This window comes from Bartonella sp. HY406 (assembly GCF_025449315.1).
In the GTDB taxonomy this organism is placed as follows: Bacteria; Pseudomonadota; Alphaproteobacteria; order Rhizobiales; family Rhizobiaceae; genus HY038.
The window spans coordinates 14,735-39,716 of sequence record NZ_CP104895.1 but is presented as its reverse complement, the minus strand read 5'-3'; the positions used below and the strand labels follow the sequence as shown (position 1 = coordinate 39,716).

General features: G+C 40.3%; 17 protein-coding genes. All 17 read right to left on the bottom strand.

The window, feature by feature from the left end; genetic code table 11:
* Window positions 1-7: 7 nt before the first annotated feature.
* Complete coding sequence (locus N6B01_RS14840; protein WP_262080930.1) at window positions 8-811, bottom strand: type VI secretion system-associated protein TagO; 804 nt, start codon at window positions 809-811, stop codon at window positions 8-10.
* Window positions 808-2,370 (bottom strand): sigma 54-interacting transcriptional regulator, encoded by a 1,563-nt coding sequence (locus tag N6B01_RS14835; RefSeq protein WP_262080928.1) that lies wholly within the window; start codon window positions 2,368-2,370, stop codon window positions 808-810. Before N6B01_RS14835 ends, N6B01_RS14840 begins: the two co-directional genes overlap by 4 nt.
* Window positions 2,370-5,033 carry a type VI secretion system ATPase TssH gene (gene tssH, locus N6B01_RS14830; protein ID WP_262080926.1) on the bottom strand — a complete coding sequence of 888 codons (2,664 nt, stop codon included), beginning with the start codon at window positions 5,031-5,033 and terminating at the stop codon, window positions 2,370-2,372. Before tssH ends, N6B01_RS14835 begins: the two co-directional genes overlap by 1 nt.
* 53 nt (window positions 5,034-5,086) lie before the next feature.
* Window positions 5,087-5,938, bottom strand: coding sequence for a type IVB secretion system protein IcmH/DotU (gene icmH, locus N6B01_RS14825; protein WP_262080924.1), 852 nt, complete (start codon window positions 5,936-5,938; stop codon window positions 5,087-5,089).
* Complete coding sequence (gene tssK, locus N6B01_RS14820) at window positions 5,935-7,296, bottom strand: type VI secretion system baseplate subunit TssK (protein ID WP_262080922.1); 1,362 nt, start codon at window positions 7,294-7,296, stop codon at window positions 5,935-5,937. Before tssK ends, icmH begins: the two co-directional genes overlap by 4 nt.
* Before the next feature lie 9 nt (window positions 7,297-7,305).
* Window positions 7,306-7,851 (bottom strand): type VI secretion system lipoprotein TssJ, encoded by a 546-nt coding sequence (gene tssJ / locus N6B01_RS14815; protein WP_262080920.1) that lies wholly within the window; start codon window positions 7,849-7,851, stop codon window positions 7,306-7,308.
* A gap of 3 nt (window positions 7,852-7,854) precedes the next feature.
* Window positions 7,855-9,351, bottom strand: coding sequence for a type VI secretion system-associated FHA domain protein TagH (gene tagH / locus N6B01_RS14810; protein WP_262080919.1), 1,497 nt, complete (start codon window positions 9,349-9,351; stop codon window positions 7,855-7,857).
* A gap of 5 nt (window positions 9,352-9,356) precedes the next feature.
* Complete coding sequence (tssG, locus tag N6B01_RS14805) at window positions 9,357-10,376, bottom strand: type VI secretion system baseplate subunit TssG (protein WP_262080918.1); 1,020 nt, start codon at window positions 10,374-10,376, stop codon at window positions 9,357-9,359.
* On the bottom strand, window positions 10,340-12,103 hold the full coding sequence (gene tssF / locus N6B01_RS14800) for a type VI secretion system baseplate subunit TssF (RefSeq protein ID WP_262080973.1): 1,764 nt from the start codon (window positions 12,101-12,103) through the stop codon (window positions 10,340-10,342). Before tssF ends, tssG begins: the two co-directional genes overlap by 37 nt.
* Window positions 12,104-12,180: 77 nt before the next feature.
* Window positions 12,181-12,666 (bottom strand): type VI secretion system baseplate subunit TssE, encoded by a 486-nt coding sequence (gene tssE, locus N6B01_RS14795; RefSeq protein ID WP_262080972.1) that lies wholly within the window; start codon window positions 12,664-12,666, stop codon window positions 12,181-12,183.
* An 11-nt stretch (window positions 12,667-12,677) separates the two neighbouring features.
* The gene (gene tssC / locus N6B01_RS14790) at window positions 12,678-14,186 is read right to left on the bottom strand and encodes a type VI secretion system contractile sheath large subunit (protein ID WP_262080971.1); all 1,509 of its coding nucleotides are present in this window, start codon (window positions 14,184-14,186) and stop codon (window positions 12,678-12,680) included.
* Between the two features lie 83 nt (window positions 14,187-14,269).
* On the bottom strand, window positions 14,270-14,806 hold the full coding sequence (gene tssB, locus N6B01_RS14785; RefSeq protein WP_262080970.1) for a type VI secretion system contractile sheath small subunit: 537 nt from the start codon (window positions 14,804-14,806) through the stop codon (window positions 14,270-14,272).
* Between the two features lie 712 nt (window positions 14,807-15,518).
* Window positions 15,519-17,297, bottom strand: a complete 1,779-nt coding sequence (locus N6B01_RS14780) for an ABC transporter ATP-binding protein (protein ID WP_262080969.1) — start codon at window positions 17,295-17,297, stop codon at window positions 15,519-15,521.
* Window positions 17,290-19,089 carry an ABC transporter ATP-binding protein gene (locus N6B01_RS14775; RefSeq protein ID WP_262080968.1) on the bottom strand — a complete coding sequence of 600 codons (1,800 nt, stop codon included), beginning with the start codon at window positions 19,087-19,089 and terminating at the stop codon, window positions 17,290-17,292. Before N6B01_RS14775 ends, N6B01_RS14780 begins: the two co-directional genes overlap by 8 nt.
* Window positions 19,090-19,107: 18 nt before the next feature.
* The gene (locus N6B01_RS14770; protein ID WP_262080967.1) at window positions 19,108-20,412 is read right to left on the bottom strand and encodes an MFS transporter; all 1,305 of its coding nucleotides are present in this window, start codon (window positions 20,410-20,412) and stop codon (window positions 19,108-19,110) included.
* A 5-nt stretch (window positions 20,413-20,417) separates the two neighbouring features.
* Window positions 20,418-22,535 carry a TonB-dependent receptor gene (locus tag N6B01_RS14765; RefSeq protein ID WP_262080966.1) on the bottom strand — a complete coding sequence of 706 codons (2,118 nt, stop codon included), beginning with the start codon at window positions 22,533-22,535 and terminating at the stop codon, window positions 20,418-20,420.
* A 153-nt stretch (window positions 22,536-22,688) separates the two neighbouring features.
* Window positions 22,689-24,971: a TonB-dependent receptor gene (locus N6B01_RS14760; protein ID WP_262080964.1), complete on the bottom strand. Its 2,283-nt coding sequence runs from the start codon at window positions 24,969-24,971 to the stop codon at window positions 22,689-22,691.
* Window positions 24,972-24,982: the final 11 nt, after the last annotated feature.

Sequence of the window (24,982 nt, the reverse complement as noted above, 5' to 3'; positions counted from 1 at the left end):
TATTCCCTTACCAATGGCACGCGGTTCTAAGCGGCTTTAATCTTGATGCAATATCATTCATATCAAAGATAAATGCTCTGGGGCCATCGGGATAGTTAACTTGTAATTGCAACCGTTTATAATTGGCTAATGTCTTTATCGTATCGATACTTTCTAAACCGCGCCCCGCAATTATCACTTTACCATCTTCTACATCACGCCAATTAAGGTGAAACACGCTGCCAGTACCCGATGAAAGTGAAATATTGGCTTGTAGTGTTTTTATAGGTTTTGGTAAAAGAACCGCTAAAGTTGAAATATCATTTTCACAACTTAGCATCATAATTGCCTGATCTTCGATAGCGCGATCTGTAGGGATATCGGTCTCTTTCATGGTCATAAAAACATCTACTGTTTGTGGTGTCCATTGATGCTGAATAGAATTTTCATTACGCTCTGGCCTGTTGGCTGGGCTTAACATGACCTTTTCATAATCGATCTGAGTTAAAAGCATGGTTTCTTGCCAAGGTCGCATGCGCAATACCCAATTTACATCATTTGCTTCACGCAAATTTTCTAAGGTCTTTGCCATAGTTCGAAGTGGGCCATCGACTTTGAGTATTTCTTCTGTGACTGTAACAGGCGGTTTAATAGCAACAGGTGTCTCGAAGATTGCATCAAAACACAAAAGTCGTTGATTGCGATCCTCAATAACGCGACATTTTATCGCCTCTTCATTGATGTTTTGTGCATTAGCCTGTGTTTGAAGTGCGAACCCTGCAAAAAGAAAACACAATGACTTGAATGCAATAAGCCTATATTGCCTGTTCATTTTCTTAAAACCTCCAAGTCATATTTTTTTAATTTATAAAACAATGTGCGCTCAGATATTTGCAAAGCCTTTGCCATATCCTGTTTAGACCCTCTAAATTTTTGTAAAAATTGGCTTAATATTTTTTCTTCAAAGTTATCGCATGCTTTTTGGAAGCCATCTTTTAAACTTGTCTCTTCAAACACGGTTGGATGGTATGTATCGATAGAGTTATCATCATAAGTTTGCTGCACCAGTTGGGCGGTAATATTACCAACCTCTTCAGCGCTATGACAAATATTTTGAACCAATGAACGCAATTGCCGGACATTTCCTGGATAATGTAGCTTACTAAGCACCGCTACACTTGCATCATCAAAATAATAATCGGTATTATAAGTTTGATTATAAATTTCAATAAAGTGTTGAGCTAACATCGCAATATCAGATATGCGATCACTTAAGGGTGAAATAAGGATACGGCTTTCAGCAATTCGATAATATAAATCGCGCCTAAAATGTTTTTGTTCAACCATAGAACCTAGATCCTTATGAGTTGCACATATAATACGGGCTGAAAATAAACTCTCTTCAGTTGATCCCACTTGCCTGTATTTTTTTTCTTGTAAAACGCGCAATAATTTTGCTTGCAAATCAAGCGGTAGATCACCTATTTCATCTAAAAATAATGTTCCATTCTTAGCTTGACTTAGAAAGCCTTCCTTATTTTTATCGGCACCCGTAAATGCGCCTTTCACATGCCCAAAAAAAGCGCTTTCAATAAGATTAGCATTTATTTCAGCCATATTGACGGCAATAAATGGCTCAAGGCGACGATCAGAAAAATTATGTAAAGCATGAGCAACTAATTCTTTGCCTGTACCTGTATCACCTAAAATCAAAACAGATGAGTGTGTTGGCGCCAATTTTTTTATATCATTGCGAACCTTTACAATATTTGTAGAACTTCCCAATAGGGTGTTGGCCAATTCCTGATTTTTTAATTGGTCATGACGTGCAAGTGTTGAATTCAATGTTTTTATTGAATTTGAAAGCTGTTTTTCACGAAAGCCTATCATTTCTATGCTAAAATTCATTCGTGTAAAAACAGCACAATGATTGGCAAAGCTCTGAGCAATTGCCAAATTTTCTTGCGTAACAGATAGGTCATTACCAATTACAAAAAAGACAAGATCAGGATATTGATTATCTTTATAAACCGCAGGCACGACAACAAAGCCATCAAAATTTAAAACTGGGAAAAGCTCCTGTTTTAAACGTCTTAAAATCGGTAAATCTGTATATTTTATCGAAAGTGGTGTTACTTGCTGAAAAGCCCAATATAAAGGCGATCCTGCGCGTTCAGCTTCATCAATTCCAAGGGTTATATAGTTTTGTTTATGTGGCCAAGCTGCAAGCTCGATGAGATTTTCATTGGTTTCATCTCGGCCACATAAACAAACGGCACTTGCATCAAATAATTGGCTTAATGCTTCAACCATGAATAAACGCATATCAGGCGTCTGCCTAATATGTAAAATATCGGTATATTTTGGCAGAAAATCTGTCAAAGCAATCATTATTGCGCAGCCTCGTTTATCTCTTCGGGCTGCTCAGCAAATGTAAAATTATAAGACCCATCTTCATTAATATCGACTAAAACGCTGATTAGGTTTTTTTCAGTTAACCGGCTTTCAAGAATAGTTCGTGATATTTCGGGTAAAATACGCTTTTGAATTAATTGATCAATGAGACGTGCACCGCTTGCGGCTTCATTGCAAAGACTTTCTAAATGCTCAATGGCCCTACTACTGATTTCAAAAATAAGCCCTTGACGCTCAATAAACATATCTGCAAGTTGCGTTAATTTTGCCGCGATAATATCGCGCATAACTTCCTTACTAAGCGGCATATAAACCGTGGGTTGCATACGTGCTAAAAGGGCTGGCTTAAAATGCTTGGTTAAGGCAGGTTTAATTTCACTTAATATATCATCAGATGTTTTTTCAGGGAAATTTAAGGCACTTTCGGTGATGCTATGGCTTGCAAGATTAGAGGCGAGGAAAAAAACGACATTTTTACAATCTATTTCTCTGCCTTCGCCATCAGATAAAATGCCCTTATCAAAAACTTGATAGAAGATGTTCAATACATCAGCATCGGCCTTTTCGACTTCGTCTAACAATACAACTGAATAGGGTTTTTTGCGAATAGCTTCAGTCAAAATACCACCTTCACCATAACCAACATAACCAGGAGGCGAACCAATAAGACGTGATACGGTATGTTTTTCTTGAAATTCGGTCATGTTGATGGTTGTCATAAATTGCTCACCACCAAAGAGTTTGCGTGCAACCTCTATTGCAGTTTCAGTTTTACCCACACCCGATGGACCAACCAATAAAAACACCCCTAATGGTCGGCCAGATTTGTGTAAATCCAGACGAGAGGCTTGCAATTGCTCTTGAATAATTTGCAAAGAATAGTCTTGGCCTTTAATAACATTTGCAATATTATTTTTTAAATTCAATAAACTATCAATTTCATCCTGTGCCATTGACGAAACAGGAATTCCGGTCCAATCAGAAATAACGGCGGCAATTTCTTGTGGGCCAACTTCTAAACTAACCAGGGAATATTCACGCCGTGCATCTTCAAACCTTTGACGAGCAAGGACTATTTTTTCTTGTAAAATTGCCTTTCCATCATCAGTTTGTTCGGCTAATTTTTCGTCTCTTAAGGTCTTTAGTTCATTTATGAGGGTTCTTTGTTCACCAAGAATTTCAGTTAATCGATCCTTTTCAATATTAATATGAACGAGCTTATCATGGATAAGGTCAATGCGTTCTTGCAATGCTTTATCATGATGGCCAGCAGCAATATCGCGCTCGATACTATCTTTTTCACGCTCTAACGCTTTGGCTTCTTGAATATATTTTTCAATTTGTAAAGGCATGCCAGTGGCGCCGGCTTTCACACGAGCGCAGGCAGTATCAAGCACATCAATAGCTTTATCTGGTAATTGGCGGCCGGTAATATAACGCGAAGATAATCGCGCTGCAGCTTCCACCCCTGCATCACTAATATAAATACCTTCATGCGCCTTTTCATAGGCAGGAACAAGACCACGAATAATGATGCTGGCTTGCTCTACGCTTGGCTCATCAAGCTTTACAAGTTGAAAACGACGCGTTAATGCAGGATCTTTTTCAAAATATTTTTTATATTCAGACCATGTTGTTGCAGCAATAGTTTTAATTTCCCCGCGCGCTAATGCGGGCTTTAAAAGATTAGCAGCATCGCTACCCCCAGCATTTCCGCCTGCACCAATCAAGGTATGGGCTTCATCAATAAATAAAACCGTTTGTTTGTCGGCATTCTTTAACTCATCAAGGACAGCTTTTAATCTTTTTTCAAACTCACCTTTTACTGAAGCGCCGGCCTCTAATGCGCCCATATCAAGACCATAAATCTCAGCACCTTGAAGGCTTTCAGGTACATCATTATTAACAATTTTGTAAGCAAGTCCTTCAACAACTGCAGTCTTACCAACGCCTGCATCGCCAACACAAATAGGATTGTTTTTACGGCGGCGTGCTAAAATATCAATAATTTGGCGAATTTCATTATCACGGCAAAAAACAGGATCGATTTTACCTTCTCTGGCTTGCTGTGTGAAGTTTTCAGCATATTTTTCTAAAGCACTTTCGCTAACAGCAGTTTTTTCCACTTTTGTGCTGCGATCATTATCATTTGAAAAAATTTGCTCAACAGAACCACTTGTTAAGCTAAAAAATCTGTTCATTAATGTTATAGGTGAAACTTTTTCTAAAATATCAATATATTCATAACGACAATAACGGGCAGGATCTCGAACAAGCGCCAACAAAATAGCACCGCCTCTGATTTTTTGTTCATTTAGTTCTAACGATGTAATTAACCATGCCGCTTCTAATAAATCGAAGATCAAAGGCGATAGGGATGGCATTTCGCCATTGCTCACGCGAAAGCGGTTAAAGCAACTGCGTAATTCATCACTCAATTTATCAAAATCAAGATTTAAATTGCGGAAAATTAGCCTAATATCATTGCTATTTTGCTCACATAAAGAAACTAAAAGATGTTCGATGACAACTTCACGATGGCCCGCTCCAACACAGACATTAGATGCCTCTGACAACGCCGTATGGCATGCTTTGTTAAGACGATCAACCAATTGGCGTCTGATATCGATATTTGCCATAATAATTACCCGCTTTAATCTTATGTATAAATTGTTTTGATAGTGAAGAAGAATTACTTGGCTAGGACACCCGAGATATCCCTAATAATACTTCCCGTGTAAGCTTCAGTATAAATAAAAAATGCAAAATACAGTAAAATCGCACAAGCAAGCGCGATTAACACAACTGCAATAACTGGAGTTTGCCATTTAATTTCATGTTTTTTGATCACAACATGGTCAGCCTCAAAAAGGCGCAACGTGTCTGGATAGCCACGTTCCTTACGGATAGCGTCATGAACGTCTTTAATGAACGTTTCAAGGTTAAGTTTACCATTATGCTGAGGTCGATATTTTCCCTCATATCCTAAAATCATACATAAATAGAGAAATTCAACAATATCTATGTAACGATGAGGCTCATCCATCAACCGATCAACAATGACAAAGAATTTTTCACCACCCCAAGTTTCCTGATGGTATAAGGCAAGCAAACTATTTTGCGACCAACGGCTATTTTCTCCCCATGGTGTGATAAGGACGGCTTCATCAATCACACTGCATAAACAATATCGAAACGCCAAAATAGTTACGCGGTCATAGCCAAATTTATGTAGTTCCAATTCGATAGCATCAATTTCATGGCAACAGCGTTTATGTAAATCTTCTACATCGTCAAAATTACCAAGATTAGAAATGCGCATAATCAAAGCAATCAACGGAGATGCGCAATCAACAATTTTATTAAGCGTCATTCCCCGCAAGGCAAAGGCGAAATTTTTGCCTTTATTGACAGAGGAAGAAAGTGGCCTTGGTTTGGCTATCTCGGTGTCAATGGTATCAATATCTGTAATTCCGTTACCAAGATAAAAGCCGCCTGGGTCCTTTACCTTTGGCACATTTGAATTATCTATTATTTCGTTCATGCTATGCCTCCATTATCCCGTCGTCCACGAATAGCCCAGAACTGCATTTCCAAATCAGGAAATTCACCAGCAATATGGAAAGCAAAACCGCTCGATTTTATAATATTTTTCCAACCACTTGAGTGGTGATCAAGGAAGAAATAAGTATATTCCGCGTGATAGGGTAGTTGGCGTGGTGCAGTTGCTAATGGTTGCAATACCACACCTGGAAGATGGTGCTGAACCAATTCTCTGATTTTTTCAATCGAAGAGATCTTAACCTGCGAAGGAAATGTTTTTGCAAGACGATCAAGTGGCATTGCTGCTCGAACCGCCAAGACAAAGGAACATGTTTCAATAAGTTCACTATCGCTAATAGGCGAGGTAAGCACACCATATTTATGTTTTTGCAATGGTAGTGCGATAGCATTTGGCTCAAGCATCACAGAAAGTGAACGGCGTAAGGACGCTATAAGCGGATGAAAACAAATATGTGGCTCTTCATGCGAATAGACTGGCCAAATTTCAGGTAAGCGTCCTTCATGGGTAAAGGTCGCCAGTTCGCCAGCCGCCCCAGCAAAAAGCTCAAACAGCCGCTCTGGATGAATACGCATGATGGTACTTAAATGCTTAAATGTAGGGCCTAAACGATTTGTTGTTTGCAAAAGCATAAAGTCTGCAACATCAGCAACGCCGCCTTGAGTTAAGCCACCAAGACGTTGCGCAATCTGCTGGGAGCGTTGATTGAGTAATCCTGTAAAGTCATCCAAAACGCGGCGTAATTGCGGTAATGCTTGAATATCATAAGCAACAGGCATAAAATCTGCATCTAAAATAACGCTACCATCGCTACGTTTTTCTTTGATACGAGCAATAGGAATACAGCTATATGAACTGCGGTCATCACGTTCGGTTAGAAGTGTTAGACGTAATTGACCAACCTCGATATCCCATGGATCAGCGTCGTCACTGGTAACATCGCGTGTTTCTTGGTTATAAATATTTAACCGTGCGGATTCCTTGGCGCTTTCCTCAGTTAAGATTTCTGCAACACCACTTGTCCATAATGGCAAGCATAAATAAATAGTTTCATTAACGATATTGGTACCACTCACATCTAATGCTTGCGGTGCAGGTGTTTCACCAGGAATTTCAAAAACTGTTCTATCGGGAAATATGCCCATTGCATGAACGATAGATATACGTCCATGCAAGAGATTTTCTTGATTTATTTCAATTGATTCAAGTCCATATTGATAGGCATTAATAGCATCGCTACGCCGACGCGTAATATATTCGTGATAGCGTGTTTGCTGTTGAAAATGATTTGGCCGAATAAATTGCCCATCTTTCCAAATGGGAGGATTGCGTAATGACACCGTTAGCCCCTATCTATGAACCTGAATTGCAACACCAGTGTGTACAATTGGAACCATTATTTTATATTGTTCTCCAGTTGCATTCACCTTTTCAACGGCCTTCCAAGTTACGTTGTCCATATTGGCATAAGCTGCAACAACAGCGATAAAATTCGTTGTATCGGTAAATTTAAATGGCGTTAATACTGTTGACTCTCCTGGCTTCACTTGTTTTTTGACATGGCGAATATAGGATGTTTCCAAAGCCTTTTTGGGATCTTCAAAAAGTGAATAATAATCGGCACCTTCAAACTCATCAGGATCGCTTAATTGGAAAACCCACACATCAATTGGTGCGTCTCCATATTCAGATGTATTAGCTTTTTTATCTGCATAAACTGTAATGAGCGCGGTTGATGGCTTATCCGATTTTTGTTCACCCACTGGCAAACTAGGGTCGGCCATAATTTGCCCCATTTTTTTCATAGCTTCCGCACTTTGGGATGGAGTGCATGCACTTGCTGCAACTCCTAATAAACCAATAGATATAATTGAAAAAACTGTTTTAACGCGCATGCCTCAACCTTCCAATGTTTGTTCGCGCATTTGGCGATCATAAACTTGACTATAAACTTCCCAAAACATACGCGATAAGCCACCTTGCTGTTCTGAGCGCATTTCCTTGTAATAATGCTGGTACATTTCCCAATGCCAAGCATCTAGATCGCCGGCGCGTGGCGCATGGCCTTTGTATTTCTTAAATCTTTTTGCCAAAGCCACTGGACCAAGTGAGCGCAAGACCATGTCAAGTGCCTCTTCAACTGCTTTTTCATTAGCCTTTTGATGATATTGGATCAGCTGAAGGCTTTCTTCTATTGCTGCGCGTGCCGATAGGTGAACGGGACTGCGAACTAATAAAAGATCTTGAATAACTTCTTCTACTGATTTTTTTAGGCGCAATGGATTGTCTTCAATAGCATGAAGATGGGTTTCAGCCAGATGACTTTTATCGGATAATTCTCGCTGATAGCTTTCCATCAGCCCAGAAATTGCTGCCTTTAAAGCTTCACCAACATCGCCCATCAGCCGATTTGCTTGAGGAACAGACATTTTTTGTATAGGTAATCCTAATGCCGCACATAAGGGGCGTAAAAGGACATGATCAACCAATTCTTCAGTGCCATTTTCAACCGATACATCAGCAAGATATCGATCGCGAGTAAAGACATCACCGATATTGTGATGATTTTCTGCATTTGTTACTGCAGCCCCAGCCAATTTTTCAAGATATGAATCTAAATCATCATCATTCTGAGTTTTTGAGGATGTTTGCCCCGACATTTTTTCGCCCCTTACTTTTGGCATATTCATATAGGCCGAACCTGGTTGTAAATCGTCTGGAATCTCAGCAAATCCAGCATCTTCAGGTTGCACATCAATAAGATCACCGATCTTACTCGCCATATAATTTTTATCTGCCTTTTCGACCTTATCGAATAATTTTACTGGATCCATTTCGTGGGTAGAACGACTATCAACGCTTTCCTCAATGAGATTGATTGGATCAACATCTTGAGCACGCTTCACTGTCTCACGCATTTTAATGCTTCCACCATTATTCATGGCTTTACTTTCAAAAAAATTCTGTGCAGTGATATCTTCGTCTTCTTGTTGATCTACTAACGTACCAACGGAAACAAATCGTTTTGCCCAACGCTCGCCGCGTGTTTCCAATCGATCCGCTTCATTTAATGTCATCTCAACAAAAGCAGTGACTGAAAACTTGCCAATTTTTATCGTGTCACCATCGGTAATTTGAATTTGTTCACCTACTGGCAAATGTGCCTTTGCACCATTAATGGAAAGGCCATCGACAACGAGAGATTCTAGGCAAAATTGATGGTCAATATAATGGATACAAGCATGATTTGGTGCAATACTGCCATCGCGATCAACAATTTGCCAATCAGCAATGTCGGCCGCGCCAATGATACCACCGCTTTCATTAAAATCTCTAATAGCGCTATAGCCACCACTCAAATCATCGGTATTATTAATGACAAGACGTAAATGCATTGCGTTTAACTCCTCACCTTAATAATCACATCACGGACTTCGTCGAATTTTCTATCCCCTAAGAATGTTGACCACCCCAAACGACTTGGACTATTTTTGGCTAATGTAATTGGATAGGCTTGTTTCTTTTTGAGGCCTAATTTTAAATCGTAACTAAGCTGATCGCGAAACATGAACTCAACGAGACCGCGTAAGCTATTAAAATCTTTGCCATGAGGTAAAAAATCCTGAAATCTTTCAAAATCAAGATCTTGTATGACAATGCGGATTTTTCCTTGAATATCTGTTGCGAATGTGCCCGAAATCATGTTTTGGCCTAGAACGCAATTTTTTTGGCCCAGCCTAGTTAATTGATGCGGAGCGATTTTTACCTTTCGCGGCGTCCATTCTTCAATCCTAACCGTTTCAAGGTTAAAGGCGCGCGAAATAACCGTTGAAAATAAAGCTGGTGAACGGTTTCTCGTTGACAATAAACCGGCAAAGCATAGCAGTTTGGGCCAATAAATATTCGTAAATTTACGAGATTCACCACTACCAAGCCCAAACATCGAATAAATCCAAGTGGAAAATTTATCCTCACCACCAGGTTGGTAACGTCTAAAATATCGTGGTTGGCGCCATGCTCGATAGAGTAAACCAATAAGCCTATTATGAAAGAAATCAAAAAAATCTTTGGTAACCGATTTATCCTGCTCATAATGAGCAATTTGCTCGGCATAATAAGATGGTAGGACGGTACTTGCCCCATGAAGCCCCATAAATGTGACCTTCATTTTATATCTTTCTAGATCAGAGCCGTCATCAATTTTTTTTATCCGCACGATGTCAGACGTGGGAAACCCCAATGCTGAGTCAACTTCGAAAAGAATTTTCTCTTCAAAAGCTAATTCATGAGTTCCCACTTCGATACCATTATCGATTGCTTTTTCAACAAGCTCAATTGCTTCAAACGCCGAAAATTGTCGCGCATTTTGTGATAGAAAGCCACCTAGATCAGCGGCTGACGTCCGATCTTTGCTGGCCATTGGTATATTTCTCCGTTTTCTAGTCCGTGTACTTCCAATTCATGGAAAGAGTTAACTGTTGCATAAAGAGTAAAAAATTCAGCAAGAACTGCTGCGAATAAATACATCTCTCCTTCGGTATAAAAAGCACTTTCATTGATTTGCATAATTGATTTCAAACCACGAACGGGAAGCCCTTTAAATAGCAAGTCAATTGGCTTGGTTTTTAAATCAACAATACCATTAATACGTTGTTTCGCCGCCCGTTCAGCTTGGCGATTGGTTAGGCTTTGATAATCATAAATAGATAGCATTGCAGCCAAAGCATCATGACTTAGCAATGACATATAATTCAATGAAAGGTTGGAGATGAGGTTCCAATTAAGAGTACCGTCAAGAGGAGGATAAATGGGCTCCGTTGGCCGCGTAATATTTGAATAGGATACGAAAACAGGTGCTTTTTCAGTTGGTATACAAATATCACCAACCGCTAACTCTTGACACAGATCGCTGTTAAAGCACGTAATGTCGATCGAAACTACTTCTTCACTTGGTACTGCTGGCTCACTGTTATGCAACACAAATGACACATCATATTCAAAACCATTTGTACGCAAAGATTGTCGAGGTCGACTATAAAAAAATACTTGTTCTGCCAATTGATTAAAGCCTACTTCATGGTTGAAGGACTCAAAGGCTGGATAATTGCGCTCAATGAGAAAGTGTTCTTTATCATCAGATGCCCTTTGGCCTTTAATTGCATCAATTGAAAAAATCTCTATATGGTCAGTATCAAAACCTAAGGGACGCACACGATAATGCGTCTTTGTATGTTTAATAATTAATGGTTCAGCATCCGTTTCAAAAAGATTAACTGCAGGCGCGCAATATAATTTTATATTATCAGTTTTTAACCGCATATCGGACGGTACTGCTCGCTCAAAATCAATCTCTAGTGAAAAATCACTTTCTTCTGTATTTTCAAAGGCTGCCCCTAGTTTAAGAAGGTCATAGCCGTAGAATTTATCTGGAAATACAAAATATTCTTGTAATAAACGGTGGCCATCAAATGCGTTATTTTGATGAGGTAAAATAGACTCTTCGCTTGCAAAACCTATGGGCGCTATATTGTTTTTTGAAATAGATTTGCGTTTGCCATTTTTAAAAACAATTGAAATTTTCTTTAAATATCGACCGAGCCACAAATAGAGCATTTGGCGCACAGGCATGTCACCGCACAAAGTCAAACGCAAATCCTTAAGGTTTATTTGACTTAATGGAAGACCTGATAATGTCTTGAAATCAATGCGGATTTTAGAGGAGTCGCGGGAACGCTCTAAAGCAACATTTTCAATTTCCAACGGATAGATGGGGCAGTCTGAAATCGTTTGGAAAACGCATTGTTGACCACGAATTGAATTTGACAAAATAGCAGAGCCTTTTGGTAATATGTGTCGCTCTGTTATAACACGGTCCGCAGGGGTAAATTTCATCATTGTTGTTGATGGAAAAGGACGTAAAAAATTAGGCCATAATAATTTGATAACAGAAATAGTAAATTCTGACATCTCGTCATCAATTTTTTCACGAACCCTGCTGGTTAAGAATGCAAAACCTTCTAGTAATCTTTCAACATCAGGATCTGTGCTCGTATCGGCTAAATAACGAGCAAGCTTAGGATTAAGCCGTGCGAAATCACGCCCACTATCTTTCAAGTAACTTAGTTCATCTTGAAATAGTCGGCTCATATAATTCCCCATTCTATAATAATATCAATCAAAGTAATAATATTAATAATTCTAAAAAATAGAGTTATTTCAAATAATTATGATGGGTAAAAATGACCATCTCTCATTGCAATATCTATTCTAATTTGTTCTTCACGCTTGGCAATTTTTAACATGGCAGTAATGAAAAAATTCAATTCCAAAGGCGAATCCACATCGGACTGAGACTTGACCTCCACGTTAAAAATTCGCGGCTCTGCTGTTGCTATGCATTTTCTTATTGCATCAATTAATTGCATGGAAACTTCAAAGGAGCTCACTGTACTATGATTAAAATCAGGGATACCCAGAGCCATATTTGAAAGAGCGCCCCCTGCATGAACATTGAGAGCACGATTTAAGTTTCTCTTTATAGATCTGATAATGCCATCAATCTCATAGGTGTAATGAGTTTGCGGCAAGCCTTCATCATCTGTAATCAACCGATCAAGCAGGCTACCACTTGCAATTCTTGTTTTTGCATCAATGACCTGTCTCTCTGGTGTCCCAGAAGGTTTCCTCTGGGACGTGGAATAAATTCTCATAACTTATAATCCTAATCGGATTCAGTTGTTGATTTTTCAAGTTTACCAACAAGCGATAGCTCAAAATTAGCGCCCATATATTTAAAATGGGGACGTACTTTGAGAGCAACCTGATACCAACCCGGATCACCAGCTACATCAGAAACATCGACACTAGCTGAGCGCAATGGCCGCTTACTGCGAACCTCTGATGGTGGATTTTCCTGATCCGCAACGTATTGCTTAAGCCAAACATTTAGTTCACGTTCTAAATCTTCACGCTCTTTCCAAGAGCCAAGCTGTTCGCGCTGTAAAACTTTCAAATAATGAGCAAGACGATTAATAATCATAATGTAAGGAAGTTGTGTTCCTAATTTATAATTGGTCTCAGCTTGTTTTCCTTCACGTGTATTGGGGAAACGTTTAGGCGCTTGCACGCTATTGGCTGAGAAAAATGCGGCGTTATCAGATCCCTTACGCATGGTAAGCGCTATAAAACCTTGTTCAGCCATTTCTAATTCACGGCGATCTGTTATTAACACTTCGGTTGGAATTTTAGCATCTAGTTGACCAAGAGATTCAAATAGATGTACAGGAAGATCGTGCACTGCACCACCGCTTTGAGGACCTATAATATTTGCACAAAAACGGTATTTTTCAAAGCTTTCGACAAGTCTGGTTGCTAATGCAAATGATGTATTTCCCCAAAGGTAATTTTCGTGTTCAGAAGCAACATCTTCAGTATAAACGAAATTACGAACTGGATTATCTAAAGGGTCGTAAGGTTGACGAAGGAGAAAACGTGGGCCTGTTAGTCCGACATAACGGGCATCTTCAGATTCTCTAAAAGCATTCCATTTGCGAAAACGTGGGCTATCATAAACTGAAGCCAGTTCTTTTACTGCTGGCAAGTCAATATTACTGTTTATACCATACATTTCAGGTGATGCACCGGCGATAAAAGGCGCATGAGCCATAGCCCCAACAGATGATACATATTGCATCAACTTAATATCAGGCGCTGAAGGACCAAAATTATAATTGGCAATCATAGCGCCCACTGGCTCGCCACCGAATTGACCATAATGAGCAGAATAAATATGTTTATAAAGCCCTGATTGTACAACCTCTGGAGCTTGATCAAAATCTTCTAATAATTCTTCTTTTGAAGCAGATAGAAGATCAAATTTAATATTTTCACGAAAATCAGTGCGATCGACAACGAACTTCAAACCACGCCAAGCAGCTTCCAATTGTTGAAATTTTTTATGGTGTAAAATCTGATCAACTTGCTGGCTAATTTTGCGGTCAAGTTCGGCGATCATACGATCAACAGTATTTTTATTGACTTTTTCATTAACATTTTTAGACTTTAGAAGATCATTGATAAGAACTTCTACGCCCTTTTTTGCAATATCATATTCTTCTTGGTCTTTTTTATAAGTTGTTTGTTCAAGTAATTGATCAAGAAGCGAGCCATCTGTAACTATAAGAGACTTTGCGTTTGTTTCTTCCGAACCATGTGCTTTAGCTGCAGTCATTATACTACCCTTTTGATATATTTCAAAATTATGAATCTGTGACAAAAGTCAGATGTTGACATCTTACTTAAGATAAATGCCCACTATTTATCCGAAGGCTCTTCGGTAAGACTGGTTGCTCCGGTAGATTCAATGGCAGCAAGTTCTTTTAGAATTTTTTCACGGCTATCTTTGTCATCAATAATATTTTGAATTGTTTGCCTAAAGGATGGAAAGTTTCCAAGAGGTCCCTTTAATGCATTAAGTGCATCGCGCAATTCTAAAAGCTTACTAAGCTCAGGTACCTTTTTAGCAATTGCATCCGGCGAAAAATCATCCAAGGAATTAATATCAAAATTAATTCTTAGCTCATCGTCTTTATTGGCACTCAATGTATTAGGAACTGCTACAGCAATATTGATCTTCTGATCTTCCATCACAGCATTGAAATTATTTTTATCAATAGATAAAATTTTTCGTTCCTCTATTGGTGTTTGATCCTCTTGCCCTGTAAAATCACCCACAAAGACCATACGTAATGGAAGTTCTTTTTCTTCCTGTTGCCCTAATGTCGCTGGCGTATATTTTATATTCACACGCTCTTTTGGTGCAACACTACCCTCTTTTGTGCCTCTAGCCATTGAAAACCCCGATTTCAATTAAAGTTTATGATTGGAACGTCATGCTTACTAAACATTATCTTTCCAAGATAATTATAAATACCGCTTTTAAATTATTGCACCTAAGTCAGGAGCAATTTATAACAAAATACCCTTTTACAATAGAAGTATAATTTACAAATAAGTAATATATACATATTACATTGCCAATGTCATTTCAGTCAACAATAAAAATAGCTTTATACTTAATTATTGATTTAATTTATAATTAGTAATATATTATATATTAATAAATTAAATTATGATATAAGAACTTAATTTTGTAAATTAACACTTATTTTTTATATTAATATTTATTATATTAGAATATACTTTATATCATCGACGATCTCCAATTTTATGGGAGATTGCGTAAGTTTGCTTATTGAATGTTTCTCTTCTAACCAAGTTTTTCGCCCGTTTGCGTAGGGGACGTTCAGCAACATGATAAGCAAAAGATAATAGCTTGATGACATAGGCTAGCATCAAAATACGAGCGCTCATAAAGCAATTGAAAATAAGTTTATATATAGCATTCACTTTGCCCTTGAAGGATAATAAATTACGAATATAGAAAAATCTAATCCTATAAATTAGCAGGCCTGATAATAGTCAAATGGATTTAGTTTGCGATTACTCACATTTTAAATCGAAAACAAACGCAATTTATAACATTATTAATGGTAAAGTTAGGTCAAACTCTAACGTGCCAATTTTCAGCTTGTTTGCGCCTTTCCCAAAAAAATCTATAAGTGCCGTCTTTCGCCAATAGGCTTTGATGGCTACCTTGTTCAATAATTTTACCCTTATTAAGCACCAAAATTTCATCAGCCGATTGAATTGTTGATAATTTATGGGCAACAAGAATTAAGGTTTTGTTGGCTACTAAAAATGCCAATGCTTGTTGAATAGCGCGTTCATTACTGGCGTCAATTGCTGCTGTTGCTTCATCCAAAAGCACAATCGGCGCATCTTTTAAAATGGCGCGGGCAATTGAAATGCGTTGGCGCTCGCCTCCTGATAGGCTGCTGCCAGCTTCACTAATTAATGTTTGATAGCCATTGGGTAAAGCTATAATAAAATCATGGGCATTGGCAGCTTTGCTTGCTGCCTCAATTTCAGCCTTGCTTGCCGCTTCGCGGCCAAAAGCAATATTGTCATATATAGTGCCGGCAAATAGATAAACATCTTGAAAAACAACGGTTATCATTTGATTTAGCGTTGCTTCATCCATGTCGCGCACATCAATGCCACCAATGGTCACGCTGCCTTGGTTAACGTCCCAAAAACGCGCAATAAGATTAAGGATTGTGCTTTTGCCAGAACCTGATGCGCCAATAATTGCCGTTGTGCTTGCAGCTTTTACCTTAAAGCTCACATCTTGCAAAACCTCATTTCCCGCAATGTAGCTAAAGCCAACATTTTGAAAGGCAACATCATAATCGGTTGGCACTTTGCTGGTGGTTGGTTCTAAAAGCGGTTTTGCAGCAGCAATGCGGTCAAGACGGATTAAGGCGGCATCTGCAATGCGCGTTTGTTCCATAACACTGATTAATGCTAGCAATGGCGCATAGGCGCTAAAAATTAAAATGAGAAAAGTCACCAAGCTTGCAAGGTCAATGGCGCCACTAAAAAAGCGCCAGCCAGCCATAAGCATAATAAGCGGTATGCCAAGACTAAGGACGCCAGCAAATAAGATAAGCGGTACAGTTAGTTGTAAAACCAGCTTTATCGATATATCACGAAAGGCTTTTAGGGCATTATAAAAGCGTTGTTGCCCCGTTTCCACCAGATTATAGGCCTTAATAACGCTAATTCCTTGCACATATTCAATCATATGGGCTGCTGCATCTGCTTGGCCATCTTGTCGCTTAATACCAAGAGCGCTAAGCCGTTTATTTGACCATAAAAATATCGGCACTGATAGTAAAATCGATATAAAGGCGGCAAGAGCCACAGCAAAATCACGCCAGGCTAAAAATGCCAACACCATCAGCGGAATACCAAAGGCTTGGGCAATACGCGGCAAAGCATCGGATAAAAAGCCTTCAATGGCTTGCATATCACTGGTAAGCGCGTTTACCGTGTCGCCCTTATGGCGCGAGAGGTGAAAACCCATTGGCAATTTACGTAAATGATCAAGAAGGGTCATACGCAACTGGCTCGCTAATGCGTAACTAGCCGACCAACTATTGGCAGCGCTTAAATAGCCAAATAGCATTTGGCCGATAAGCGACACAATCATCAAAGCAATAATTTGCCCAATCCAAACAGCCGTTAAAGGACGGCCATCAATGAGGCTTGTTACCACCCAAATCATAACCCCAAAAGCAAAACCAAGCGCCAAGGATTGCGCAAAGCGAAAAAAAATACCCCTTAGCACCTTGCCTTTAAGCGGGCCTGCCAATTGCCAAAGTCTTTTTAGGCTCTGCACGTCTGAGCGTGGTTGATTATTTGTGCTTTGATTAATCATTTTGCCCACCTTTTTCCTTTTGATCTTGGCTATAATTATAGTCTTGCCATAATTGTGCATAAATGCCACCTTCATCAACAAGGCTTTGATGATTGCCTTTGGCGACAATTTGCCCGTGGTCAACAACCAATATTGTATCGGCAGCAATAATGGTGCTGAGGCGATGGGCAATCATAATAAGGGTGCGGTTGGCAATTAAAGCGCCAAGCGCTTGCTGTAAAGCGGCTTCATTATCAGGGTCGGCAAAAGCGGTTGCTTCATCAAGAATAATAATTGGGGCATTTTTTAAAATAGCGCGGGTAATGGCAATGCGTTGCCTTTCGCCGCCCGATAGACGCCGCCCCAATTGGCCTAAATGGGTATTATAGCCTTGTGGCAAGGCCAAAATAAATTCATGGGCTTGGGCGCTTTGAGCTGCGTTTTCAATATCGGCTTGGCTGGCAGTCTTATTGCCACAACGAATATTGGCTTCAATCGTATCGGAAAAAAGAAAACTATCTTGAAAGACAAAAGCGACATTATCCATTAATTGTTGCAAACCAATATCACGCACATCAACACCGGATATGGTTATTTTGCCGCTATCAACGTCATAGAAGCGGGCAATAAGGCTTGCCATCGTGCTTTTACCAGAACCTGATGGGCCAACAAGCGCGGTAACACTGCCGGTTTTTGCGGTGAAACTTATATGATGTAAAACCTCACGACCTTGATAGCTAAAGCAAACATCATCAAAACATATATCGCTATTTTTTAAGTCAATAACCGCGCCGCTGTCCTTTTGCTCGGCTGTATTGAACAAGTCGCCAATTAACATAGACCCCATGCTGATATGGGCAAGGGTGTGAAATTGGTTAAATAATTTAAGCAATGATTGGCCGTAATTACCGCCTAAAATTAAGAAAAATAGCAGTGTTGGTAAATCAATAGTGTTATAATATAGCAAAATAACGCCGACGGGTAAAATAACCGTTATATTGGCAAGAACCAGCGAATAAAATGTGCTGCCAAGCGGCAAATATAACTTAGCCGAGGCAAGCTCAATATCGGTATAATCCTGCACTGCCTTTGCTGTTTGAGAAAAACTCTCTCCGCTGCGGTTGAAAATTTTAACCACAGGCATCGCGGCTAAATATTCAACCATTGACGCATTCATGCGGGCGCTTGCAGCTTGATAGGCACCAGCCAAGCGGCCGCCGCGCATCATCGCCATGGTAAGCAGTACAAAAGATAAAGGCGTGATGATAATAGTGGCAATCGCCATGCGCCAATCAACAATAAAAAGCCAAATGGAAACGGCAATGAAAGTTACCAAGGCGCTGATGCCTTCTGGCAAACCATGGGCGGCAATTTTTTCCAAAGTTTCAGGATCATCAATCATTAGTTTTTTTGCGTCGCCACTGCGGCGATTAGCAAAAATGCCAAGTGGTACACGGGCAATATGGCGGGCAAGACTGCTTCGCAATTGGTAGATGATGTCATAAGCAGCAATATGGGAAAAACTAATCGAAAAGCCAAGTGATAGAAAACTAATGATAACGCTGATAAGAGCAAAAAACGCATAAAGCACAAAAGTGCTTAAGGAAGCAGTGCCAGCAATTGCCGCGCTTACAAGTTGATAGACCAGCCAAACCGGCACTAATTCGCAGGCAACGGCTAAACACGCAAGCAGCACTGATGAAACTATCTTAACCCGCGAGTTTTGGCTATAGCGAATGATGAGTTTTAAACTTGCGAGATAATCTGGTTTTTTATCCGTTTGTCGTTTTGTTGCTTTTATCACTTCTGCCATTTTAAATACACTATCCTCTTAAGAATTGCCGGTTTTTAAAGGTGCAAGGGCGGCTGGTGAAAGCCTTGCTTTAACTAAGCGTGCGGCAAGCAAAATAAATAAACAACCCGCTGCAACTAGCAGGAACATCATGCCATAGCCCAGCATTGCTGCAAGGCTGATAACCATGCCAGCCAACATCATTTCGCCAACGACATTGACACTTTGCAACAAGGTGACATCGGTACCAGCTTGTTTGCCAGAGCCGCCAAAAGCCATGTTAAGAGTGGATGCACAAACGGCAATAATACCGCTGCCAATATTGAGTAAAAAGGTTGCGCAAATAACACTTCCCCAATTAACGCTTACTGTGCCAAGTGCAAGTAAACCCCAGAAAGCTAGCCCCAGCATAACAACAAATACGCCGCTGCTAAGCCCAAACCATAAGCGATAGTTGGCAAGTTTACTACCTATTGGGCTACCAATAAAAATTATAACAAGCCCACCCATGGTGGTAACAATTCCAGTGTCGCGACTTGTCCAACCAAGATCAACAAGAAATAATTTGGTAACACTGACCCCGCCGGCATGAGCACCGCCATAAAGAAAGGCAAGCAATAATAAAGACCAGATGCCACGGCGGGCAAAGCAGTCTTTTAGGCGGGCTTTGTAAACCACATGATCCGCAGGTGATAAGAAAGGTTCTACGGAATGTTCGCCCCAAATAAGCGCAAGGACAAAGGCAAAAATTGGAAATAATGTTAATAAAAACAATAGGGTTTGTTGGCCAAGGCTATCAATAAATAACAAAGTACCGCCGCTTCCAACCATGAAACCTGCCATCATGCCGCCAATTTGCAATGCATTGGCACGGCTTAAGGCACCAGCACGAAGCCGCTCAGCTGCAAGCCCATCGGTGGCGGTATCTTGGGTTGCACTGGCATTCATGCCAACCGCCATGAGTATCATCATCAAAATAGCATTATCATTTGTTATAGGAATAAAGGCTAAGATGATCATCGATAGGATCAAAATTGCTTGCATAGCTAATAGCCAGCTACGCCGCCGTCCAAGCCGTGCACTCCAATGATTATCAACCAAAGGTGCCCAAAATATTTTTAACACCCAAGGTAATCCTGCCAAAGGTACAAAGGCCAATAATTCAAGCGAAACACCATTTTGGCGCATGATGACCGGCAATGCTTCCATTGCTAATCCCATTGGCAGGCCTTGCGAAAAATATAAAGCACCAATAAGCGTCATGAGCAAAAGGTTATTTTCCCCCGTTTTGCTCTTAACTGTTTTATCTTGGTTGATAGTATTATTTGCGCCTTCTTTCATCATTTTATTTACCACTTAGCCGCTAAAGTGAAGCCAAAGCTACGCCCTAAAGCGGCAACCCCCATATCGGTGCCAGCATAGTTGAAATAGTTTTTAAGATAGGTTTCATCGCTTAGGTTTTTGCCCCAAAGAATTGCACGCCACCAATCTTTTTCAATGCCAATATGGGCGTCTATAATATTGGTTGGCTTTTGCCTAAATTCATTATTGGCAGTAAAGGAATAAGAGCTGCGATAGCTATAATCGACCCCAGCATGGATAAGCCAATTATTATGCAATTCGTGCTGCCAATTTAAACTAGTGTTAAAACTGTGTTTGGGAGCAAAAGGCAAGGGATTGCCGCTATAGGTTTGCTTTAAAATTTCATCAATGAAATCATCATATTTTGCATCTGTATAACCATAACCGCCGCTTAGCGATATTTCATCATTTATTGCAAATGTACCCTCTATTTCAAAGCCTTTCGAGGTTGCAGCAGCAGCATTGCGATAAACACGGGTAAATGGCGTTGTATAAATAACCGCTTGCTGGTTTTTCCAATCAATATAAAAGGTTGCGGCCGATAGGGTTAAACGTCCATCCAGCATGGTGGTTTTGGCACCAATTTCATAGCTCATTGTGGTTTCAGGATCATAACTATTAGCGCGACCATCGGCTTCAATATAGGGGCTTATGCCACCAGCTTTATAGCCACGGCTTATTTTTGCATAAGCAATATTGCCGGGTGAAAAATGCCAAGACGCGCTTATCTCTGGTGAAAAATTGGTAAAGGAAACATCATCGGCGGCAAAACCCGGATTACCAAACATATAGGTACCGCTTGGCGTTGAAATTTTAGATGTTGTATCTTTACGATCATAGGTTAAACGACCACCGGCTGATAATTCAAGCTTTGGCACAATAAAATAGCCCACTTCACCAAAGGCCGAATAGGTATCATTTGCTTGTTCAAAAACATCGCGGCTTAACAGATTACGCGGTAAATAGGCAAAATCAAAAAACTGCGTGCCTTCAAATTTTTCATGCATATAAAATAAGCCACCCATCCAACGCAATCGCTCATTATTTTTCGATGTCAAACGGATTTCTTGGCTAAATTGGCGTTGCTTTTCCACCTGCGCTTGGATAATTGATGGCGATGGGGTAAAATCACCATCAAGATATTGCGAAAAATTATGACCGCGCATGGCGGTGATTGAAGTCAATTCAAAGGCATCAAAATCATGATCAATTCGGGCAGAAAATCCACCGGATTTAACATTATTTTCAGGGGTAAAATCATGGTCGGCTTTATGTCTTAACGCGAAGTCAACCGGCGCATACCAAAGGCCACCATCACTTTTATCTTGCGAAAAATCACCAATAATTTTTATGCGTGTTGCATCGCTAATCTCTCCTGCAACCACAATGCGACCAGTAAAGTAATCCACATCACTAACATGGTGATGATTATAATTATTGACGATATAGCCATCATTTAAGCTCCATGAGGCATCAACCCGCATGGCAAGGCCAGTGTTCTTTATCGGTGTTTCAAATGCGGTTCTAACGCGTTTTTCGTGATTGCTGGCATAGGTTATATCAAGTTCTGCGCCCGGCTTATCTCCCGGCAAACGGCTTAAAAGATTAACCGCGCCGCCAAAGGTGTTTTTGCCATATAAAACCGATTGCGAACCACGTATAATTTCCACCCGTTCCAATCCATCTAGCAAAGTGGGATAGCCTAAAGGGCGTGCGACAAAGACGTCATCAATAAATAGGCCAATCGCCGGCGAGCGATCAACACCGCCTGATATGCCAAGAGAACCAACACCGCGTATGGTAAGTGGCCCACCTTGGTCGTTAAAATTGACATTTGGTGCATGAAAGGCTGCATCTTCAAGATTGGAGACACGGCCCGGCACCAATTGATCTTGCTGTATAACGCTTACCGACACAGGACTATCTTGAATTTTTTCTTCGCGTCGTCTTGCGGTAATAATAATTGGTTCTAAGACCATATTATTATCCTCTGCAATGGGCGCATGGCTGATTGGTTGCGCCGCCACGCCATCTATCAAAAAAACGGCAGAAAGCGCCGCAATTAAACTATTTGGCCATAAAAATCTAAACCGGCTCTTAATCATGATAATTCCCCTCAAGTTTAATATTTTTTAAAATAGTTTATTTTTGATAACAAGCAGGTGGACTTTCGGGATCGCGTCAAAGATTTTAGGGATCGCGTTAAATTGAGCCAAATTGCACTTTGGCCCAATTTTTTTTAAGATAGCTGCAACAATTTAAAACCGCACTGCAATGCCGGCGCCATAGGTTGCGCCACGGGCATAGGAAACACCAAAGATAGATTGGCCATCGGTATTGGTGCCAAAATATTCTTTAATATTTAAATATTGCTTATTTAAAAGATTATCACCAAAGACATAAAATTCGCCTGATCCCCAATCTAAACCAAAGCGGGCAGACACGATATGGGCTGGATTGAGTTTGCCGGTATTTGTCGCATTGGTATAGCGAGTGCCTAAATAATTATAGCCAAGGCGCGCATTAAATTCCTTATTGGCAAAAAAGCCGTTTATCCCAAGATCTTCGCCAAAAACATTATATTCAACAGCGGCTTTCCCCGACCATAATGGCACACTTGGCAACTTATTACCGCTGCGTATTCCTTCTTGTAAATCAGAAATTTGTTGAGAAACATTGCGCAATTTACTGGTTGTATAAGCAACACCGCCGCTTAAAATAAAATATTTGCCAAGCAAATATTTACCATCAAGCTCAAAGCCCGCACTTTGCGCGTCAATATTGACATTGTAACCGCTTACATTTTGATAATCCCATACCATGATTTGTTCGTCATGCATATCATTTAAAAATGCAGCTGCGGTTAATTCAAGACGATTTTCTAACAAAGCAGCGCGGCTACCTAGCTCATAAGTTATAATGTTAGATGAGCCATAGGGCTTGCGGGCAACGCCTTGCCAATTTAACGCATTTTCTTGGCCAAAGCCGCCGCTTTTATAGCCGCGTGAAATGCTAGCATAGCTCATTATATCCTTTGTCCAATCATAGGATAAGGCAGCACGTCCAGTTAAAAATTTATAATCTTCCTTGCCATGCTCTTCAAAATAGGGAATGGCACCATTTAAGCCATCACTAAAGAATTGACTATCGAATTTCTTGCTTTCATGGGTAGCGCGTCCACCAACCGATAATTTTAGTTTTTCAGCTATTGGATAAGTCATTTCGCCAAAAATGGCTTGGCCAGTTGTGGTTGTATTATAAATACTCGTACCAGTGGCGCTTGGGCCATAATACCAATTTTCTTTGCTATTATCGCGCATTGCTTTATCTTGATAAAATACAAAACCCGTAAGCCAGCTTATATTTGCTTGCGGCATGGAGCTTAAGCGAAATTCTTGAGAAAAGCGTGTGTCACGCTTATCATAGCTACTAAAATTTGTCTTGGGATCAAGAAAATCTTGCGGTGACAAACCGCTAATATCGGCAGCAAGCAAAGCATCGGGATAGTTATAAATATTGTAATTAGTGACTTTTGAATAGCTGGTTTGTGCAGTAAAAGTTACCGTTTCAAAATCATGCTCAAACCGTGAATTAATTAAATAAATCTTGCTGTCATCCTTACCAAGATTTTGTGCACCAAGTTTATGTGCAAAAGGATGATAGGCAATATAAGTGATGGGGGTAACTTTGCTATTTTCACCTTGAATACTAATTAACCAGCGGTTTTCCGCATTGGGGGTGAAAAGCAGCGAGCCGCGGCCAACAAAACTACTATCCTTGCCAAGTTTGTCGCCAACAAGATTATCAATAAAGCCATTTTCTCCATTTCGACGAATTGCGATGCGACCGGCTAAAACATCAGGAATAATCGTGCCATTCACCATGGTTTCAGCGCGATAAATGCCATCGCTACCAAATTCACCGCGAATAGTCGCGGCAAATTCGTGGCTTGGTTCTGCTGGAATTAAATTAATGGCACCGCCGGAGGTGTTACGGCCAAAAAGGGTGTTTTGCGGTCCTTTCATAACCTCAACCCGTGCTAAATCAAGATAGGAAGAAAAAGATGCGCCAATTGGTAGCGGTGCGCCGTCAACAAAGGTTAAGACCGAGCTGTCATCGGGACTAAGCGGGGTTAAGATTGGGCCAACGCCGCGCATCACCACAAATGAATTAGACCGATCGCCAAAAATACCAGCACTTGCTCCTGCAACATCACGCAATGCCGATGCGCCATCAATAATGCGTTTTTCCTCTAAACTTTCGGCGGTTTCAACATGGACTGATGCGGGTACGTCTTTTATATTTTCCTCGCGCTTACGGGCGGTAATAATAATTGGTTCAAGGGTGGTGCTTGCTTCATCTTGTCGTTGATGTTGGCTTTGCGCCCCATCTTGAATTTGTCCCCCATCTTGAGCCTTCGCCGATATAAGTGGAAGGGCAGGGGACACCAAACAACTTGCTAATAATAATCGTCCAGCCATTTTATAGGTTATAAGATTTTTCAAGGATAAAGACATCGTTAAAGACTTCGTTAAAGACATGGAAAACCTTT